General features: G+C 70.5%; 15 protein-coding genes. 7 read left to right on the plus strand and 8 right to left on the minus strand.

All coding sequences use genetic code 11. From position 1 onward, the window contains the following. The first annotated feature begins 87 nt into the window (after positions 1–87). A complete protein-coding gene (locus AO398_RS11580; RefSeq protein WP_058192208.1) occupies positions 88–1,419 on the plus strand; it encodes a bifunctional 2-C-methyl-D-erythritol 4-phosphate cytidylyltransferase/2-C-methyl-D-erythritol 2,4-cyclodiphosphate synthase in 1,332 nt (443 codons plus the stop codon). Positions 1,420–1,885: 466 nt separating this feature from the next. On the opposite strand, the gene AO398_RS11585 is transcribed toward AO398_RS11580, so the two are convergent. After that, positions 1,886–2,284, minus strand: coding sequence for an MAPEG family protein (locus tag AO398_RS11585; protein WP_058192209.1), 399 nt, complete (start codon positions 2,282–2,284; stop codon positions 1,886–1,888). A gap of 100 nt (positions 2,285–2,384) precedes the next feature. On the opposite strand from AO398_RS11585, the gene AO398_RS11590 reads away from it, so the two are divergent. Both AO398_RS11590 and AO398_RS11595 read left to right on the plus strand, forming a co-directional pair. Next, positions 2,385–2,882: a CinA family protein gene (locus AO398_RS11590; protein ID WP_058192210.1), complete on the plus strand. Its 498-nt coding sequence runs from the start codon at positions 2,385–2,387 to the stop codon at positions 2,880–2,882. Positions 2,883–2,903: 21 nt separating this feature from the next. After that, positions 2,904–4,121 carry an FAD-dependent oxidoreductase gene (locus AO398_RS11595; protein ID WP_058192211.1) on the plus strand — a complete coding sequence of 406 codons (1,218 nt, stop codon included), beginning with the start codon at positions 2,904–2,906 and terminating at the stop codon, positions 4,119–4,121. A gap of 5 nt (positions 4,122–4,126) precedes the next feature. Here AO398_RS11595 and AO398_RS11600 read toward each other — a convergent pair whose 3' ends face one another. From AO398_RS11600 to AO398_RS11630, 7 genes are all read right to left on the minus strand, one after another. Then, positions 4,127–4,582: a type II toxin-antitoxin system RatA family toxin gene (locus AO398_RS11600; protein WP_058192212.1), complete on the minus strand. Its 456-nt coding sequence runs from the start codon at positions 4,580–4,582 to the stop codon at positions 4,127–4,129. Between the two features lie 16 nt (positions 4,583–4,598). Continuing rightward, entirely contained in the window at positions 4,599–5,594 is a 996-nt protein-coding gene (lipA, locus tag AO398_RS11605; RefSeq protein ID WP_058192213.1) for a lipoyl synthase, read from the minus strand. Between the two features lie 139 nt (positions 5,595–5,733). Then, the gene (locus AO398_RS11610) at positions 5,734–6,465 is read right to left on the minus strand and encodes an MIP/aquaporin family protein (RefSeq protein ID WP_058192214.1); all 732 of its coding nucleotides are present in this window, start codon (positions 6,463–6,465) and stop codon (positions 5,734–5,736) included. 253 nt (positions 6,466–6,718) lie between these two features. After that, on the minus strand, positions 6,719–8,224 hold the full coding sequence (gene glpK / locus AO398_RS11615; protein ID WP_058192215.1) for a glycerol kinase GlpK: 1,506 nt from the start codon (positions 8,222–8,224) through the stop codon (positions 6,719–6,721). A 57-nt stretch (positions 8,225–8,281) separates the two neighbouring features. Beyond that, positions 8,282–9,814: a glycerol-3-phosphate dehydrogenase gene (gene glpD / locus AO398_RS11620; RefSeq protein WP_058192216.1), complete on the minus strand. Its 1,533-nt coding sequence runs from the start codon at positions 9,812–9,814 to the stop codon at positions 8,282–8,284. A gap of 85 nt (positions 9,815–9,899) precedes the next feature. Then, on the minus strand, positions 9,900–10,715 hold the full coding sequence (locus tag AO398_RS11625) for a DeoR family transcriptional regulator (protein WP_058192217.1): 816 nt from the start codon (positions 10,713–10,715) through the stop codon (positions 9,900–9,902). Between the two features lie 368 nt (positions 10,716–11,083). Then, positions 11,084–11,335, minus strand: a complete 252-nt coding sequence (locus AO398_RS11630; RefSeq protein ID WP_058192218.1) for a hypothetical protein — start codon at positions 11,333–11,335, stop codon at positions 11,084–11,086. A 209-nt stretch (positions 11,336–11,544) separates the two neighbouring features. Between AO398_RS11630 and AO398_RS11635 the strand changes: the two genes are divergently transcribed. The 4 genes from AO398_RS11635 to AO398_RS11650 are packed head-to-tail and all read left to right on the plus strand — an operon-like array spanning position 11,545 to position 15,835. Beyond that, a complete protein-coding gene (locus AO398_RS11635; protein WP_058192219.1) occupies positions 11,545–12,039 on the plus strand; it encodes a chemotaxis protein CheW in 495 nt (164 codons plus the stop codon). Positions 12,040–12,046: 7 nt separating this feature from the next. Next, the gene (locus tag AO398_RS11640; protein WP_058192220.1) at positions 12,047–13,540 is read left to right on the plus strand and encodes a CheR family methyltransferase; all 1,494 of its coding nucleotides are present in this window, start codon (positions 12,047–12,049) and stop codon (positions 13,538–13,540) included. Next, complete coding sequence (locus AO398_RS11645) at positions 13,541–14,113, plus strand: chemotaxis protein CheW (protein ID WP_058192221.1); 573 nt, start codon at positions 13,541–13,543, stop codon at positions 14,111–14,113. 48 nt (positions 14,114–14,161) lie between these two features. Then, positions 14,162–15,835 (plus strand): methyl-accepting chemotaxis protein, encoded by a 1,674-nt coding sequence (locus AO398_RS11650; RefSeq protein WP_058192222.1) that lies wholly within the window; start codon positions 14,162–14,164, stop codon positions 15,833–15,835. The last annotated feature ends 11 nt before the right edge of the window (positions 15,836–15,846 follow it).

The raw sequence follows: 15,846 nt of genomic DNA on the forward strand, positions 1-15,846 counted from the left end.
GGGCATCCTCACCGGCAGAGGCTCGGCAGCACGGCTGGCCCGCGCGCCCGCTGCCGCCATGCCCTGGATTCCACGAGTTCGCTGCCCATGCCCGCCACCGGCACGCCTGCCACCGGACCCGTGGATACGGGGTCCGGCGTCGCCGCGGTGGTGGTTGCCGCCGGCCGCGGCATACGCATCGGCGGCGGCACGCCCAAGCAGTATCGCCGGGTCGGCGGCCAGGCGGTCCTGACCCGGACGCTGGCCGCCCTCGCCGCCCAGGACACCATCGTCCGGATCCAGCCGGTGATCGCCGCCGACGCGGCCGAATTCTTTCAAAGCTGCCTCGAAGAGCTCATCCCCGCGATGCGGGACAAGATCGGCGCCCCCGTTGAGGGCGGCGCCACCCGGCAGCTCTCGGTGCGCGCCGGGCTCGAGGCCCTGGCGGCCGGCGCGGCGCCGGAGATCGTACTGGTGCACGATGCCGCCCGCCCCTATGTCGACGCCGCCCTGATCGCCCGGGCGATCGCGGCCGGCCGCGACCACGGCGCCGCGGTGCCGGGCGTGCCGGTGACCGACACGGTCAAGCGCGTCGCCGAGATCGCCCCCGGCATCGGCCGCGTGCACGAGACCCCGCCCCGGGAGCATCTCCGCGCGGTCCAGACCCCCCAGGCCTTCGCCTTCGCGCCGCTGCTCGGTGCCCATCGCGATGCGGCCGCGCAGGGCCTCGACGGCTTCACCGACGACGGGGCGCTCGCCGAATGGGCGGGCTTGCCCGTGGTGGTGTTCGTCGGCGACATCGCCAACCGCAAGATCACCCAGCCCGCCGACCTGATCGAGGCGGACCGGGCCTTCGCCTCCGACCCTTCCGAATTACCCGCGCCCGGAGCCCGCGCCATGACCACCTACGTCACCCGCCTCGGCACCGGCTTCGACGTTCACGCCTTCACGACCGGCGACCATGTCTGGCTCGGCGGCATCAAGATTCCCGCCGATCGCGGGGTGCTGGCCCATTCCGACGGCGACGTGGCGCTGCACGCCCTCACCGACGCGCTGCTCGGCGCCATCGCGGACGGCGATATCGGCACCCACTTTCCGCCCTCGGACGAGCGCTGGCGGGGTGCTTCGTCGGACCAGTTCCTGGCCCATGCCTGCGAGCTGGTCCGGGCGCGCGGCGGCCGGATCGATCATCTCGACATCACCGTGCTCGCCGAGGCGCCGCGGATCGGCCAGCACCGGGAGGCGATCCGTGCGCGCATCGCCGAGATCGCCGGCGTGCCGCTCACCGCCGTGTCGATCAAGGCGACCACCACGGAGAAGCTCGGCTTCGTCGGCCGCGCCGAGGGCCTCGCCGCCCAGGCCGCCGCCACGATCCGCCTGCCCGAGGAGGACGGCCCCGCTCTCGACGCTCAAGCCGAGACCGCGATGCGGCAGGGGTGAGGGGCGTCGGCGCCTATCCCTCCCCCTCTGCGGGCTAACGGATTCCTATATTGGATGCGTTCTTTAGCAAGCCTCTGAAATGCAACGCGTTTCCCCTCCCCCTTGTGGGGAGGGGTCAGGGGTGGGGGTGGTGCCGGATGGGGCGCAGCGGTGCCTTCTGAACCACCCCCACCTCCAACGCCTTCCCACAAGGGGGAGGAGAGCGCGTCGCGCCTTGCCGAAGACGATATGTGAACGTCGTAGCCTCTGCGGGAGAGGGTGTGCCCAGCGTCAGCGAGGGTCGGGAGAGTTGCAGCGCGACAGTTCAGGATTGCACGCCTGTCGCGACCCTTCCGGAAGTGACGCGCCCCTCTCCCGACCCGCTTTGCGGACCACCCTCCCCCCGCAAAGGAGGGAGGGAGCGGCGTTTGGGGCCGGCCTCTTCGCTTATCGGTCGATCACGGGTGAAGGCGCGTACCAATAAGCATCACGCCGTCCGCAACAGCAGCGCGATCGCCGCGATGGCCAAGGTCGCCATCGTCAGCAGGATGCCACCGCCCCGGCAGGCGAACTGGCGGGCGGAGTTGGGTGCGGCGAACATGCCGATCGGATGGAGAATGCGGCCGACCAGCAGGGCAATCAGCAGGCCCTGGACCAGCCCATGACTGCCGCCGCCGGCTTCCAGCAGGCCGACCAGGATCAGCGCCAGCGGCACGTACTCCGAGAAATTGGCGTGCGAACGGACCCGCTTGAGCATGGATTCATCGCCGCCGTTGCCGAACAGGACGTTGCTGGAGACGCGGGATCCCATCACCCAGCCGGACAGGCCGAGATATACGAGGGCGAGCAGCGCGGCGTAGAAGGCCGTGGTCGCGGGGAAGATCATCGGAATAGGGTCTCCTGTTGGGGGCAGCCGGTCCTTGAGCCGGAACCGGCCTTGCGTCACAACACCAGATAGGGCGCTCCGGCCCAGGGCGAGCCTCGCGATGATCGACGACACGGAGCTTCTCGAACGCGCCGAGGCGCTGGTCGCAGCCTATGCCAAGGCCGGCCGCACGATCGTCACGGCGGAATCCTGCACCGGCGGGCTGGTGGCGGGGCTGCTCACCGCGGTTCCGGGCTCCTCGGCCGTGCTCGAGCGCGGCTACGTTACCTACTCGAACGAGGCCAAGGCGGAGGCGATCGGGGTACCGATGGACCTGATCCGCCGGCACGGCGCCGTCAGCGAGGACGTAGCCCGGGCGATGGCCTGCGGAGCGCTGTCCGCCTCGCACGCCGCGGTGGCCGTGGCGATCACCGGCATTGCCGGCCCCGGCGGCGGCAGCGCCGAGAAGCCGGTCGGGCTGGTGCATTTCGGGCTGGCGCTGCGGGAGGGCGGACGGCGTCACCTGGAGCGACGCTACGGCGACCGTAGCCGCGGAGAAATTCGCCGGGCGGCGCTCGCGGACGCGCTCGGCCTGCTCGAAGGAGCGCTTGCGGACTGATCCAACGGCAGGGAGGGCTCGATGGACAGCCTGAGGACCCAGCTCTGCATCGTCGGCGGCGGCCCGGCCGGGATGATGGCCGGCCTGCTCTTCGCCCGGGCCGGAATCGCCGTCACGGTGCTGGAGAAGCACGCGGATTTCCTGCGCGACTTTCGCGGCGACACGATCCACCCCTCCACCCTCGATCTCATCGACGAGCTGGGCTTGGCTGAGCGCTTTCGCGCCTTGCCCCAGCGGCGGGTCGAGACCTTCTCGGGCGTCGTGAACGGCCGGAGCTACCGGGTGGCCGATTTCAGCCGGCTGCCGACCCGCAACCGCTTCCTGTCCTTCATGCCGCAATGGGATTTTTTGGACTTTCTGGCCGGTGAGGCCTGCTGCTATCCGGGCTTCCGGCTGATCCGCAGGACCGAGGCCCGCGACCTGATCTTGGTGGACGGCCGGGTTGTGGGCGTGCGGGCCGAAGGGCCGGACCGGCCGGTCGAGATCCGGGCCGACCTCGTGCTCTGCGCGGATGGGCGCCACTCGGCGATGCGCGAACGCGCCGGGTTTGTCCCCCGGGCCTTCGGGGCGCCGATCGACGTGCTGTGGTTCCGCCTGCCCCGCCGGGACGGCGATCCGGAGGCGGCAGCCGGGCGATTCGGCCCGGGCCGCATCCTGATTACCCTCGACCGGGGCGATACCTGGCAATGCGCCTACGTGGTTCCGAAGGACGGTGACGCGGCACTTCGCGCCAGGGGGCTGCCGGCCTTTCGGGCGGCGGTCGGCGAGATCGCGCCGTTCCTGGCCGACCGCACCGACGCCATCGCCGACTGGGATTCGGTCAAGCTCCTGACCGTGACCGTCGACCGGCTGGAGCGCTGGCACCGCCCCGGCCTGCTCTGTATCGGCGACGCCGCCCACGCGATGTCGCCGGTGGGCGGAGTCGGCATCAACCTGGCGATCCAGGACGCGGTGGCGACGGCCAACATCCTGGCCGGGCCCCTGCGGGCGGGGCCGGTCGCCGAGGCTGACCTCGCCCGCGTCCAGGCCCGGCGGATCTTCCCGGTCCGGGTGATCCAGATGCTGCAGCGTGTGATCCAGGCCCGGGTCATCACCCCGTCCCTCACGGCCGACGCACCGTTTCGGGCGCCGCTGGCCCTGCGCATCCTCGACCGGCTGCCGTTCCTCCAGGTTCTGCCCGCCCGGATGATCGGGATGGGCGTGCGGCCGGAGCACGTGTCCGTGCCGGCCCGGGCCTGATCCCTTCAGGCGGTGCCGTACATCCGGTCCGCGCGGCCCTCGAAGGCGTCGGTGAACTTGCGGAAGGCGCGGTCGAACATCGTGCCCATCAGGAGGCCCAGCGTCCGGCTCTTGAACTCGTAGGTGATGAAGAAATCGACGCTGCAGCCGCCGTTCGGCGCCTCCTTGAACGACCAGCGGTTCTCCAGGTGGCGGAACGGACCGTCGATATACTCGGCCACGATTCTGTGGTTGGCCGGATCGAGGCTGACCCGGGTGGTGAAGCGCTCGCGGATGGCCTTGTAGCCCACGCCCATCTCGGCGACCAAAACCTGCCCGCCCTCCGGCATCGCCTGCCGGCGGATCACCCGCAGGGATTCGCAGAGCGGCAGGAATTCCGGGTAGCGCTCCACGTCGGCCACGAGATCGTACATCTGCTGCGGCGAATGCCGCACCGTGCGGGTAACCCGGAAGGACGGCATTTCTTTTCCGACGTGCTCAGGCCGAGAGGGCGGGGGCGTGCGAGACAGCGTGCTTGGCGAGCCGGGCCGCCTGAAGCTTGGCAAAATCCTCGCCGGCATGGTGCGACGAGCGGGTGAGCGGCGTGGCCGAGACCAGCAGGAAGCCCTTGGCGTAGGCGGTGGTCTCGTAGGTCTTGAATTCGTCCGGCGGAATGAAGCGCACGACCTCGTGATGCTTCTTCGACGGCTGCAGATACTGGCCGATGGTCAGGAAGTCGACCTCGGCGGAGCGCAGGTCGTCCATGAGCTGGAGCACTTCGTTCCGCTCCTCGCCGAGCCCGACCATGATGCCGGACTTGGTGAAGATCGTCGGGTCGAGCTCCTTCACCCGCTGGAGCAGGCGCACCGAGTGGAAGTAGCGGGCGCCGGGCCGCACCGTGAGGTACTTGGCCGGCACCGTCTCGAGGTTGTGGTTGAACACGTCGGGCTTGGCCGCGACCACCACCTCCAGTGCGCCGTCCTTGCGCAGGAAGTCGGGGGTAAGGATTTCCACCGTGGTGCCGGGGCTCGCCGTGCGGATCGCCGCGATGGTCCGGGCGAAATGCTGGGCGCCGCCGTCCTTCAGGTCGTCCCGGTCCACCGAGGTGATCACCACGTGGTGCAGGCCGAGCTTGGCCACCGAGTCGCCGATTTTCTCGGGCTCCAGGGCGTCCAGGGCGTCGGGCAGACCGGTGCGGACGTTGCAGAAGGCGCAGGCCCGCGTGCAGGTGTCGCCCATGATCATGAAGGTGGCGTGCCGCTTCTCCCAGCACTCGCCGATATTGGGGCAGCCGGCTTCCTCGCAGACGGTAACCAGGCCGTGCTCGCGGACGATCTTCTGGGTCTCGGTCCAGGCCTTGGAGCCCGGCGCCTTGACCCGGATCCAATCCGGTTTCTTGGCCTGAACGGGCTGGTCCGGCCGGTGCGCCTTCTCGGGATGGCGCAGGCGCGCGGAGCGCGGATCGTTCTTCAGGATGTCGAGGACGACGGCCATGGGTCGGGGGCTGCCACACCGGGGGGAGGCGCCCGGAGGCGCGGTCGGTCAGTGGGACTGACTTAAGGCGCCCGGCCTCGCGCCGCAAACCGCCGCGACGCCGGGACGCCCTGCGGCGGTTGAGGATGCGGCGTTTCCGTCAGATCCCGAGCGCCCGTACCAGCAGCGCGGCCAGCACCGCCCCGACAACGGGGCCGGCCACCGGGATCAGCGCGTAGCCCCAGTCGGAGGTGCCCTTCCCCGCGATCGGCAGGACGGCGTGCGCGATGCGTGGTCCAAGATCGCGGGCGGGGTTGATGGCGTAGCCGGTGGTGCCGCCGAGCGAGAGGCCGATGCCCCAGACCAGCATGCCGACCATGTAGGGGGCGACCCCGCGCGGGATCGCCCCCGAGGCGCCGAGGGTGTTGGTCACCAATGCCGAGATGGTCAGGATGAGGAAGAAGGTGGCGATGATCTCCGAGGTCCAGTTGGCCTTGGCGTCCCGGATCGCGGGCCCGGTGCAGAAGCAGGCGAGCTTCAGGTCCTGCTCCGGGGTCGCCGCCCAGTGCGGCAGGTAGTGGAGCCAGACGATGGCCGCGCCCGCGAAGGCGCCGAGCATCTGCGCCGGGATGTAGACCCAGAGCTTCGAGACGTCCCCGGAGCTGACGGCCCCCGCCACGGTCACGGCCGGGTTGAGATGCGCGTCCGGGCTGCCGGTGGCGGTGGCGACGAAGATCCCGGCCAGCACCGCGAAGGCCCAGCCGGCGGTGATCGCGATCCAGCCGGCATTCTCGCCCTTGGATTTCTTGAGCAGGGCGCCGGCGACGACGCCGTCTCCCAGCACGATCAGCGTCATCGTGCCGAGGAACTCGCCCAGGAATGGCAATGTCATGGTCTGTCTCCCCAGTTTTGCTGCTTATTGTAAGATTTTACAGCTTGTTTGAATGTGTAATGCTAAGGGATGATTGTCGATATCTATCGATCTTCCAATATCTTCCCTCATCCTGAGGTGCAGGAGCGTAGCGGAGGCCTCGAAGGAGCCCTCCAGCCGGCCGCGCGATCCCTGGAAGCCTCCTTCGAGGCTGCTGCCCAGCACCTCAGGATGAGGTCGCGGGTAGGGGTGATCCGGCCCGAAGGCCCTCTCCTCAATCCTCGTTGAGCTTCCAGTCGAAGGAGCGCTGCACCGCCCGGCCCCAGGCGGCGGCGATCTTCTGGCGCTGGCCGGCATCCATCTTCGGTGTCCAGCGCTTGTCGACGCCCCAGTTGCGCTTGAGGTCGTCGAGGCCCTTCCAGTAGCCCACCGCCAGGCCGGCCGCGTAGGCGGCGCCGAGCGCCGTGGTCTCGGAGACTTTCGGGCGCACCACCGGCACGTCGAGCATGTCGGCCTGGAACTGCATCAGCGTGGTGTTGGCGACCATGCCGCCGTCGGCGCGCAACTCCTTGACCGGGATGCCGGAATCCTTGGCCATCGCGTCCAGCACCTCGTGGGTCTGGAAGGCGGTCGCCTCCAGCACCGAGCGGGCGATGTGGCCGCGGTTGACGTAGCGGGTCAGGCCGATGATCAGCCCGCGGGCGCCCTCGTTCCAGTGCGGCGCGTAGAGGCCCGAGAAGGCCGGCACGAAGTAGACGCCGCCATTGTCCTCGACGGTCGTGGCCAGCGTCTCGACCTCTGCCGAATCCTTGATCATGTGCAGGTTGTCGCGCAGCCATTGCACCAGGGCGCCGGTGATCGCGATGGAGCCCTCAAGGGCGTAGGCGGGCTTCTGGCCGTCGAGACGGTAGGCCAGGGTCGTGACCAGGCCGGCCTTGGACGGGACCGGCTCCGTGCCGGTGTTCATCAGCGCGAAGCAGCCGGTGCCGTAGGTGTTCTTGGCCTCGCCCGGACTGAAGCAGGTCTGGCCGAACAGGGCCGCCTGCTGGTCGCCGAGGATGCCGGCGATCGGCACGCCCGCGAACGGCGCCTTGGTCTCGCCGTAGACCTCGCTGGAGGATACGATCTTCGGCAGCATCGCCTTCGGAATCCCGAAGGTCGCCAGCATGCCGTCGTCCCAGTCCAGGGACTTCAGCGACATCAGCTGCGTGCGGCTGGCATTGGTTACGTCGGTGACGTGCAGCCCGCCCTCGGTCCCGCCGGTGAGGTTCCAGACCAGCCAGGTGTCGATGTTGCCGAACAGCACGTCGCCGGCCTCGGCCTTCTCGCGGGCGCCCTCGACATGGTCGAGCAGCCAACGCAGCTTCAGTCCGGAAAAGTAGCTCGCCAGCGGCAGGCCGGTGAGGTCGCGGAACCGGTCGCGGCCGCCGTCGCGGGCAAATTCGGAGACCAGCCGGTCGTTGCGGGTATCCTGCCAGACCAGGGCGTTGTGCAGCGGCTTGCCGGTGCGGCGGTCCCAGATCAGCGTGGTCTCGCGCTGGTTGGTGATGCCGATGGACGCGAGGTCGGTGGGCTGGAGGCCGGCCTTGTCCAGGGCCTCGCGCATCACGCCCTGCGTCTTGGTCCAGATCTCGGCGGCGTCGTGCTCGACATGGCCGGGGGCCGGATAGATCTGCGCGTGCTCGGCCTGGGCCAGCGCGATGACGCTGCCCGCGCGATCGAACACCATGAAGCGGCTGCTCGTGGTGCCCTGGTCGATGGCCCCGACGTAACGGCTCATCGTTCCCTCCTCAGGTTAGGCCCGACCGGTCTCGCGCCGGCTCGGGTTCGAACAGGATCATGCGGCCTCGGCCTTGCGGTCGAGGTAGTCGGAAAGCCGCGCGGCGCTCTCGGGGCTGGTGCGCAGGCCGAGCTTGGAGCGGCGCCAGAGGATGTCCTCGGCGGTGACCGCCCATTCGGCGACGCGCAGGTAATCGACCTCGGCCGCCGTGAGGCCGCCGTCGAACACCGCGCCGAGATCGGCCATGGATTGCGCGCTCCCGACGATCTCGCGCGCGTTGGTGCCGTAGGCCCGGGCGAGGCGCCGCGCGGTCTCGGCCGGCAGGAACGGCTTCTCCGCCTGAAACTTCGCGAGGAACCGGTCGAAATCCGCGTCCGGCATGCCGCGGTCGTGCAGGACCGCATCGCCGGTCCAGGCCGGCTTGAGGCCCGGGAAGAACGGCTTGAGCTTCTCGATCGCGTGCTCGGCCAAGCGCCGGTAGGTGGTGATCTTGCCGCCGAACACCGACAGCACCGCCGCCTTCCCGCCTTGGTCCTCCACGTCGAGGACGTAGTCGCGGGTCACCGCGGAGGCGTTCTCGGCCGCGTCGTCGTAGAGCGGGCGCACGCCCGAATAGCTCCAGACCACGTCGGCCGGGGTGATGCGGGTGTCGAAGGAGCGGTTGATGCAGCCGCAGAGGTAGTCGGTCTCCTCGGGGGAGATCGAGACCGGCCCGGGCTCGCCGTCATAGGGCACGTCGGTGGTGCCGATCAGCGTGAAGTCGCGCTCATAGGGGATCGCGAAGATGATGCGCTTGTCGGGCTGCTGCAGGATGTAGGCCTGGTCCCCCGGGAACAGGCGCTTGACCACGATGTGGCTGCCCTTGATCAGGCGCACCGCCGCGCGGCTGTTGATGCCGAGCGTGCCGCCGAGCGTCGCGCTCACCCAGGGGCCGGCAGCGTTGACCACGGCTTTGGCCCGGACCATCCGCTCGGTTCCGGTGCGCTCGTCGCGCAGGGTCGCGACCCAGCCGTCGCCCTCGCGCCGCGCCGAGACCACGCCGGTGCGGGTCAGGACCGTGGCGCCGCGTTCGCGGGCATCCATGGCGTTGAGCACCACCAGGCGGCTGTCCTCGACCCAGCAGTCCGAATAGACGAAGCCCTTGGTCAGCCGATTCTGCAGCGGCGCGCCGTAGGGGGAGCTGCGCAGATCGACGGACTTCGAGCCCGGCAGGGTCCGCAGCCGGGCGAGATGATCGTACAGGAACAGGCCGAGCCGCAGCATCCAGGCCGGGCGCAGGCCCTCGTCGTGAGGCAGCACGAAGCGCAGGGGCCAGATCACGTGGGGCGCCTGCCGCAGCAGCCGCTCGCGTTCGGCAAGGGCTTCGCGGACCAGGCGGAACTCGTAATATTCGAGGTAGCGCAGGCCGCCGTGGATCAGCTTCGTCGAGGACGAGGAGGTGAAGCCGGCCAGATCCCCGCGCTCGGCCAGCAGGACCGACAGGCCGCGGCCCGACGCATCGCGCGCGATTCCGGTGCCGTTGATGCCGCCGCCGATGACCAGAAGATCGTAGGCGTCGGACGGCGTGCGCTGGCGCGTTGCAGCCGGCATTGTTCCTCCTCTCCCGCCCTCGATGGCAGGTTCAGGACATATTGAGCCGCCTGCCGATTTTCGCAAGCGAAAAAGCACATGTTCGTTACGGTTCGTCGTCGGCCACCGCCAGGGTGACGCCCTGGCGCTCGATCATCGCGACGACCTCGGGCGGCGGCATCCGGTCGGTGAAGAACGTGTCGACCTGATCCAGACGCCCGACCTGCACCATCGGTCGCCGGGTGAACTTGGTGTGGTCGGCGACCAGGAAGGTCTTGCGGGCATGGGCCAGGATGGTCTGCGTCGCCCGCACCTCCTCGTAATCGTAGTCGAGCAGCGCGCCGTCGGCATCGATGCCGCTGATGCCGATCACCGCCACGTCCACCCGGAACTGGCTGAGCGTGTCGCAGGTGAGCTGGCCCAGCACCGCGCCGTCGCGGTTGCGCACAGTGCCGCCGGCCACGACGATGTGGAATTCCGTTGCCTCGGCGAGCGACAGAGCCACGTTGAGGTTGTTTGTGATGACGCTGAGGTCGTCGTGCCGGGTCAATTCGCGGGCCACGGCCTCGGGGGTCGTGCCGATATTGACGAAGACCGAGCAGTGCGACGGGATCCGGGCGGCCGCCAGCCGGCCGATCCGGGTCTTCTCCGGCAGGAGGGTTACCCGGCGATCGGCATAGTCGATGTTCTCGACGCTCGACGGCAGCCCGCCGCCGCCCCGGTAGCGCTCCAGCCGCCCTTCCGCGCTCAGTTCGTTGAGATCCCGCCGGATCGTCTGCACGGTGACGCCGAATTGCGCGGCCAGGGCCTCGATAGTGACGAAGCCCCGCTGGCGCACCGCCGCCACGATGGCGCACCGCCGCCCCTCGACCCCGGTTGCCTCGACCCTGTCCTCGGATTTCCGGTCGAGCGGGCGTGACATCGAGACTCCTGGCGTTCCTCGGGCCGCCCTACAGGTGCAGATGTTCGTTTTCGAACATCCTGCGGGTGTGGCGGCTTTCGTAACGAGAGTGGACCTGCCGGGGCGGTGGGGCAACCGGATCGCTCGGGTAGAGGACAGGATTCTCAACACCGGTAGACCGTGGCGCGGGCAACTTCCTCACCGGACTACGCGGTGTTCGGTCGGTCACAGGCGCGTCTCCCTCCCCCTCTGCGGGGGAGGGAGGGCACGTGTCATCCTCGCAGTGGAGCATCCGAACCACGCCGGAAAAACCCCACAAAAAAAGGCCTGCCGCGAGCGCGACAGGCCAGATCGTCCGGTAGAGGCCGCGTGCGGCCATCCCGGCCTGATCACATCTGGTGGTGACGCATCCGGCGGTGATGCTTCATCATGCGCTTGTGCTTCATGCGCTTGCGCATCATCGGGCGCTCGGTCGGCGCAACTGCGCCCCGCTCCATGGCGGCGGCTTCGCCGGCCCGCTCCATGCCGCCGCGGGGGCCGCCAGCCTGGGCGCCGGAATTGTTGTAGGGCGCATTACCCTGGGCGTAAGCGGAGCCCGCGAGCAGCGTCAGCGACGCGGCGGCCAACAGCAGTTTCTTCATGATCGATCCCTGGCGTAAGACAGGCGCAGGCGAGGCGTCGCCCAACGTCTGGGGCTTTGCCGCTGCGTCGGAAAATAAGCGGCTGAGGGGAGACATGGTTCCCCGGTTCCGCGATCCGATTGTGGACGATTGCCTGCCGCCGGCCGTGGGCCTATCTCGCGAGCGGGCCCGGCGCGACCGTGACCGTGGGGCTTACAGGAGGGGCGGCTTTGGCCAGCAGCGGTTCGGCCTATCTGCTCCTCGATGTGGCCGGCACGCCGTGCGCCCTGCCTCGCGCCTCCGTCTCCGAGATCCTGCCCCTGCCGGACCTGCACACGCCCCCGGCCACCGGCGGCTGGCTCGCCGGCTTCCTCAATCTCGGCGGCGCGCCGATCCCGGTGGTCGATCTGGCGCCCTTGCTCGGCCTGCGCCCGGCCGCCACCGCCCCGGGCCTCTACGCGCATCTGGTGCTCACCCGGGACGATTCCGTCGCCTACCTGGTCGATCGCGCCGCCGATCTCGTGATCGTGCCCGACTCCGCGATCCGGCCGTCCGAGCAGGACGGCACGCTCAACGGCTGCGTCGCCGCCGAGCTCGTGATCGGCGACCGGCTCGTGCACGCCCTGGTCCCTGCGAGCCTCCTGACCGCCCAGGAGCGGGCCCGGGTCGCGGCGCTGACCCAGGCCGCGGCCGAGCGCCTGGCCGCCCTGCCCGCAACCGCGTGATCCGGCGATGCCGCGCCCCGCTCCGTTCCGTCCCGAGGCGGCTGACGACCCGGCCTATGCCGCGCTCAAGGCGCGGATCATCGCGCGCACCGGCCACCACTATTACATCGACAAGGACGAGCTGCTGATCGAGCGCCTGCGCCGACGCTTCCGGGCCAATGCGGTCGCCGATTGCGCCGCCTACACCGCGCTCCTGGCCGACCGGTCCAAGGGCGAGGCGGAATGGTCCCAGCTCGAGGCCGAGATCACCGTCGGCGAGACCTTCTTCTTCCGGTACGCGGAGCAGTTCCAGGCCCTGCGCCAGACGATCCTGCCGGCGCTGATCGCGGCGCGCAGCCTCGACCGCACCCTGCGGATCTGGAGCGCCGGCTGCTCCACCGGGGCCGAGCCCTATTCCCTGGCGATCCTGGTCCGCGAGGCCCTGGGCGATGCCCTGCCCGACTGGCGGATCGCGATCCTCGGCACCGATATCAGCGTCGAGGCGCTGGCGACCGCCCGGGCGGCCGTGTACGGCCGCTGGGCGCTCCGCACCATGCCGCCGGAGGACCGGCTGCGCTACTTCACCCGCTTGCCTCCCGCGCCCGGGATCCGCCGGGAGGGCGGCTACGCCCTGCGGCCGGAATTCCGCACCCTGGTGCGGTTCGAGCGCGGCAACCTCCTGAGCCTGATCGAGCCGAAGCGGCCGCCCGGCGAGGGGTTCGACCTGATCCTGTGCCGCAACGTACTGATCTATTTCGAGGCCGAGACGGTGGCCGCGGTGGTGCGCGGCCTCGGACGCCGGCTTCGCCCGGACGGCTGGATACTCCTTGGCCATGCCGAGCCGAACCCGACCTTTTCGGGGTTCCTCGATCCGGTCAGCCTGCCCGGCACCGTCGCCTACCGGCGTCTCGCCGATGCCGTCCCGCCGCCCGTGCCCTGGCCGCTGCCGCTCGCCGTCGAACCGCCCTGGCCGGCGTCCCACCCCCTGGCGGCGGACCCGCCGCGTGAGCCCGCTGAAACGGCCGTCGCTATTCTCGTTCCGCCCGCGCCCCTGCCCGCCATCGCCGTGAGCCTCGATCGTGGCGATGACCCCGTGCAGGCCGGCGACCTCGCCCAGATCCGCGCCCTGGCCGATGCCGGCGAGACCGGCACCGCCTGGCGGCTGCTGCCCGGCGCTCTGGAACGGGATCCGACCGATCCGTCCTTGCGCTTCTACGAGGGCCTGCTCGCCCGCACCCTCGGTCGGGACGTCGAGGCCGAGCGGGCCTTCCGGGCGGCGCTCTATCTCGACCGGGGTTTCGTCATGGCCCATTACCATCTCGGCCTGCTGCTGATGGCGATGGGGCGTGCCGAGGAGGCCGCGCGCGCCCTCGACAACGCCGTCGCGCTGAGTCAGGCCCTCGAGCCGGAGACGCCCCTCCGCGAGGGTGATGGCGCGGTGGCCGGCGAGGTCGCGGCCGGGGCCGCCGCAGCCCGCACCGGGCTCGGCCCGTATCGCGGCCCAGGCAGCGGGAGCTTTTAAATGGACGCGCGCCCGAGCGCACCGGAGCGGAGCCGATCCCGCAAGTCCGAGCGGGACCTCAAGGCCGAGCGCGCCGCCGCGCTCGCCCGGCGGCAAGCCGCTGCCGTGGGGGCCGTGGACGGCATCGACCACCTCGTCTGCGCCTGCGGGACCGAGCGCTACGGGATTCCCCTCGCGGCGGTCGCGCAGGTGCTGCCGATGCGCCCATCCACGCCGATGCCCGGGGCCGTGCCGGCGCTGCTGGGCCTGATCGCCCTCTCGGGCCGGATCGTCGGCGTTCTCGGCCTCGCCCGGACCCTCGGCCGGCCGGAGCCGCCGGACGCCGAGCTGGGCGCCGGCCATCTCGTCGTGCTGCGCGCCGCCCAGGCACAGCCCGTGGCTCTGGCGGTCGACCGGGTGCTCGGGATCGCCGCCGCCCCGGGACCCTCCGCCGCAGGGGCGACAGCCGAGGCCGACCCCGCCGGGTTGGGCAACGCCGCCGCTTCGGGCTATGCCCCCGCTTCGGCCCGCGACGGCCGACCGGATTTCGTCGTCGTCGACCTGCCCCGCCTCCTGCGCCGCGTCCTGCCCTAACGCCCTGATCCGCGCATCCGCGCCCCACCACCGGAGTTAGCCCCGACCGTGACGTTCTCGATCGGAAGACGCATCCTCCTCGGCTTCGTCGCCGTCACGGTGGTGATCGTGGCGCTCGGCTTCTACGCGCTGGAGCAGATCGGGGCGGTGCGCGACACCACCGACGCCATCGTCCGGCGCGACATGTCGGTGCTGCGCCAGCTCGACGATCTGGGCAACCAGGCCCGCGACCTGGGGCTCCTGCGCCGCAACGCCGTGATCGCGATGCTGTCGCAGGCGCAAGGCCGGCCGGCGCGCGCCGACGACAACGTGGCGGCGTGGCGCCAGACCGCCGCCAAGGTCGAGGCCGGCCTCGCCACCACGGTCCAGCTCGCCAGCGAGTACCGGACGATCTCGATCTCCGCCGAGCGCAACGCCGCCTGGGACCGGATCGCCGCGGCGGCCACCGAGGTGCAGCGCTCGTTCCGGGATGTCCGGAGCGTGAGCGAGGCGCAGTTCGCCGCCATCGCCAACCAGGATGTCGCCGCCGTCGAGGCGCGCAACGACGAGATCGGCCGACTGCAGGCGCCGTTCCTCGGCGGCATCACCAATCTGCGCACCCTGCTCGACGGCAGCATGGCCCTGGGACAGCGCGCGGCGCACGAGGTCTACGAGCGCTCGCGCCTCTCGATCTACCTGACCCTCGCGGCCGCCGTGCTGCTGGCGATGATCGTCACGTGGCTTATCCGCCGTGCGGTGGTGCGCCCGCTCGAGACGGTGATGGGGTTCGTCGAACGCGTGGGCTCGGGGGACCTCGCCGGGCAGCTCGACGTGCGCGGCGGCGACGAGATCGCCCGCCTCGGGCGGACCCTCAACGCCATGGTGTCGGGCCTGTCGGACCTCGCCCGGACCAACCGGGCGGCCACCGCCGACCTGAACGCCGCCGCCGCCGAGATCCGGGCCTCGGCGCAGCAGCAGGCCGCGTCCGTCGAGGAGCAGTTCGCCGCCGTGCAGGAGACCGCGGCCACCGTCGACGAGATCACCCATTCCGGCGCCCAGATCGGCAAGCGCGCCACCGAGGTCATCGCCACCGCCCAGGCCACCGCCCAGACCTCCCGCCAGGGCCTGCGCGCCGTCTCCGACACCGCCAAGGCCATGGACGCGATCCGCGAGCAGGCCGAGGCCGTGGCCGGCAACATCGTCAGCCTGTCGGAGAAGACCCAGACGATCGGCGACATCATCGAGACGGTCAACGACATCTCCGAGCGCACCCATCTCCTGGCGCTCAACGCCGCCATCGAGGCGGCCGCGGCCGGCGAGAGCGGGCGCAGCTTCGCCGTGGTGGCCTCGGAGATGAAGCTGCTCGCCGACCAGGCCAAGGCGGCCACCGGCCAGGTCCGGGGGCTGCTGGGCGAGATCCAGCGGGGCATCAACACCTCGGTGATGCTCACCGAGGAGGCGGTCAAGCGCGCGGCCTCGGGCAAGACCCGCTCGGACACGACGCAGCGGACGATCGAGGAGATCACGGCGCGGGTGGAGGAGAACGTCCAGACGTTCCAGCAGATCGTGGCCTCGACCAACCAGCAGCAGCTCGGGATCGAGCAGGTGATGGGCGCGCTGCAGAACATCCGCCAGGCCAGCCAGCAAACGGCGGCCGGCACCCGCGAGGTCGAGACCGCCTCGGCCAACCTCACCGAACTCGCCCAGGCCCTCATGGCCCTGGCCGAACGCTACCGGCACTGAGGGCGGGCGCC

The sequence above is a fragment of the Methylobacterium sp. GXS13 genome, assembly GCF_001455965.1.
Taxonomy (GTDB): domain Bacteria; phylum Pseudomonadota; class Alphaproteobacteria; order Rhizobiales; family Beijerinckiaceae; genus Methylobacterium.

Bases quoted from the DNA above. Each gene is read 5' to 3' on its own strand.
- AO398_RS11580 (WP_058192208.1), top strand. From the start codon at position 88: ATGCCCGCCACCGGCACGCCTGCCACCGGACCCGTGGATACGGGGTCC.
- AO398_RS11585 (WP_058192209.1), bottom strand. From the start codon at position 2,284: ATGATCTTCCCCGCGACCACGGCCTTCTACGCCGCGCTGCTCGCCCTC.
- AO398_RS11590 (WP_058192210.1), top strand. From the start codon at position 2,385: ATGATCGACGACACGGAGCTTCTCGAACGCGCCGAGGCGCTGGTCGCA.
- AO398_RS11595 (WP_058192211.1), top strand. From the start codon at position 2,904: ATGGACAGCCTGAGGACCCAGCTCTGCATCGTCGGCGGCGGCCCGGCC.
- AO398_RS11600 (WP_058192212.1), bottom strand. From the start codon at position 4,582: ATGCCGTCCTTCCGGGTTACCCGCACGGTGCGGCATTCGCCGCAGCAG.
- lipA (WP_058192213.1), bottom strand. From the start codon at position 5,594: ATGGCCGTCGTCCTCGACATCCTGAAGAACGATCCGCGCTCCGCGCGC.
- AO398_RS11610 (WP_058192214.1), bottom strand. From the start codon at position 6,465: ATGACATTGCCATTCCTGGGCGAGTTCCTCGGCACGATGACGCTGATC.
- glpK (WP_058192215.1), bottom strand. From the start codon at position 8,224: ATGAGCCGTTACGTCGGGGCCATCGACCAGGGCACCACGAGCAGCCGC.
- glpD (WP_058192216.1), bottom strand. From the start codon at position 9,814: ATGCCGGCTGCAACGCGCCAGCGCACGCCGTCCGACGCCTACGATCTT.
- AO398_RS11625 (WP_058192217.1), bottom strand. From the start codon at position 10,715: ATGTCACGCCCGCTCGACCGGAAATCCGAGGACAGGGTCGAGGCAACC.
- AO398_RS11630 (WP_058192218.1), bottom strand. From the start codon at position 11,335: ATGAAGAAACTGCTGTTGGCCGCCGCGTCGCTGACGCTGCTCGCGGGC.
- AO398_RS11640 (WP_058192220.1), top strand. From the start codon at position 12,047: ATGCCGCGCCCCGCTCCGTTCCGTCCCGAGGCGGCTGACGACCCGGCC.
- AO398_RS11645 (WP_058192221.1), top strand. From the start codon at position 13,541: ATGGACGCGCGCCCGAGCGCACCGGAGCGGAGCCGATCCCGCAAGTCC.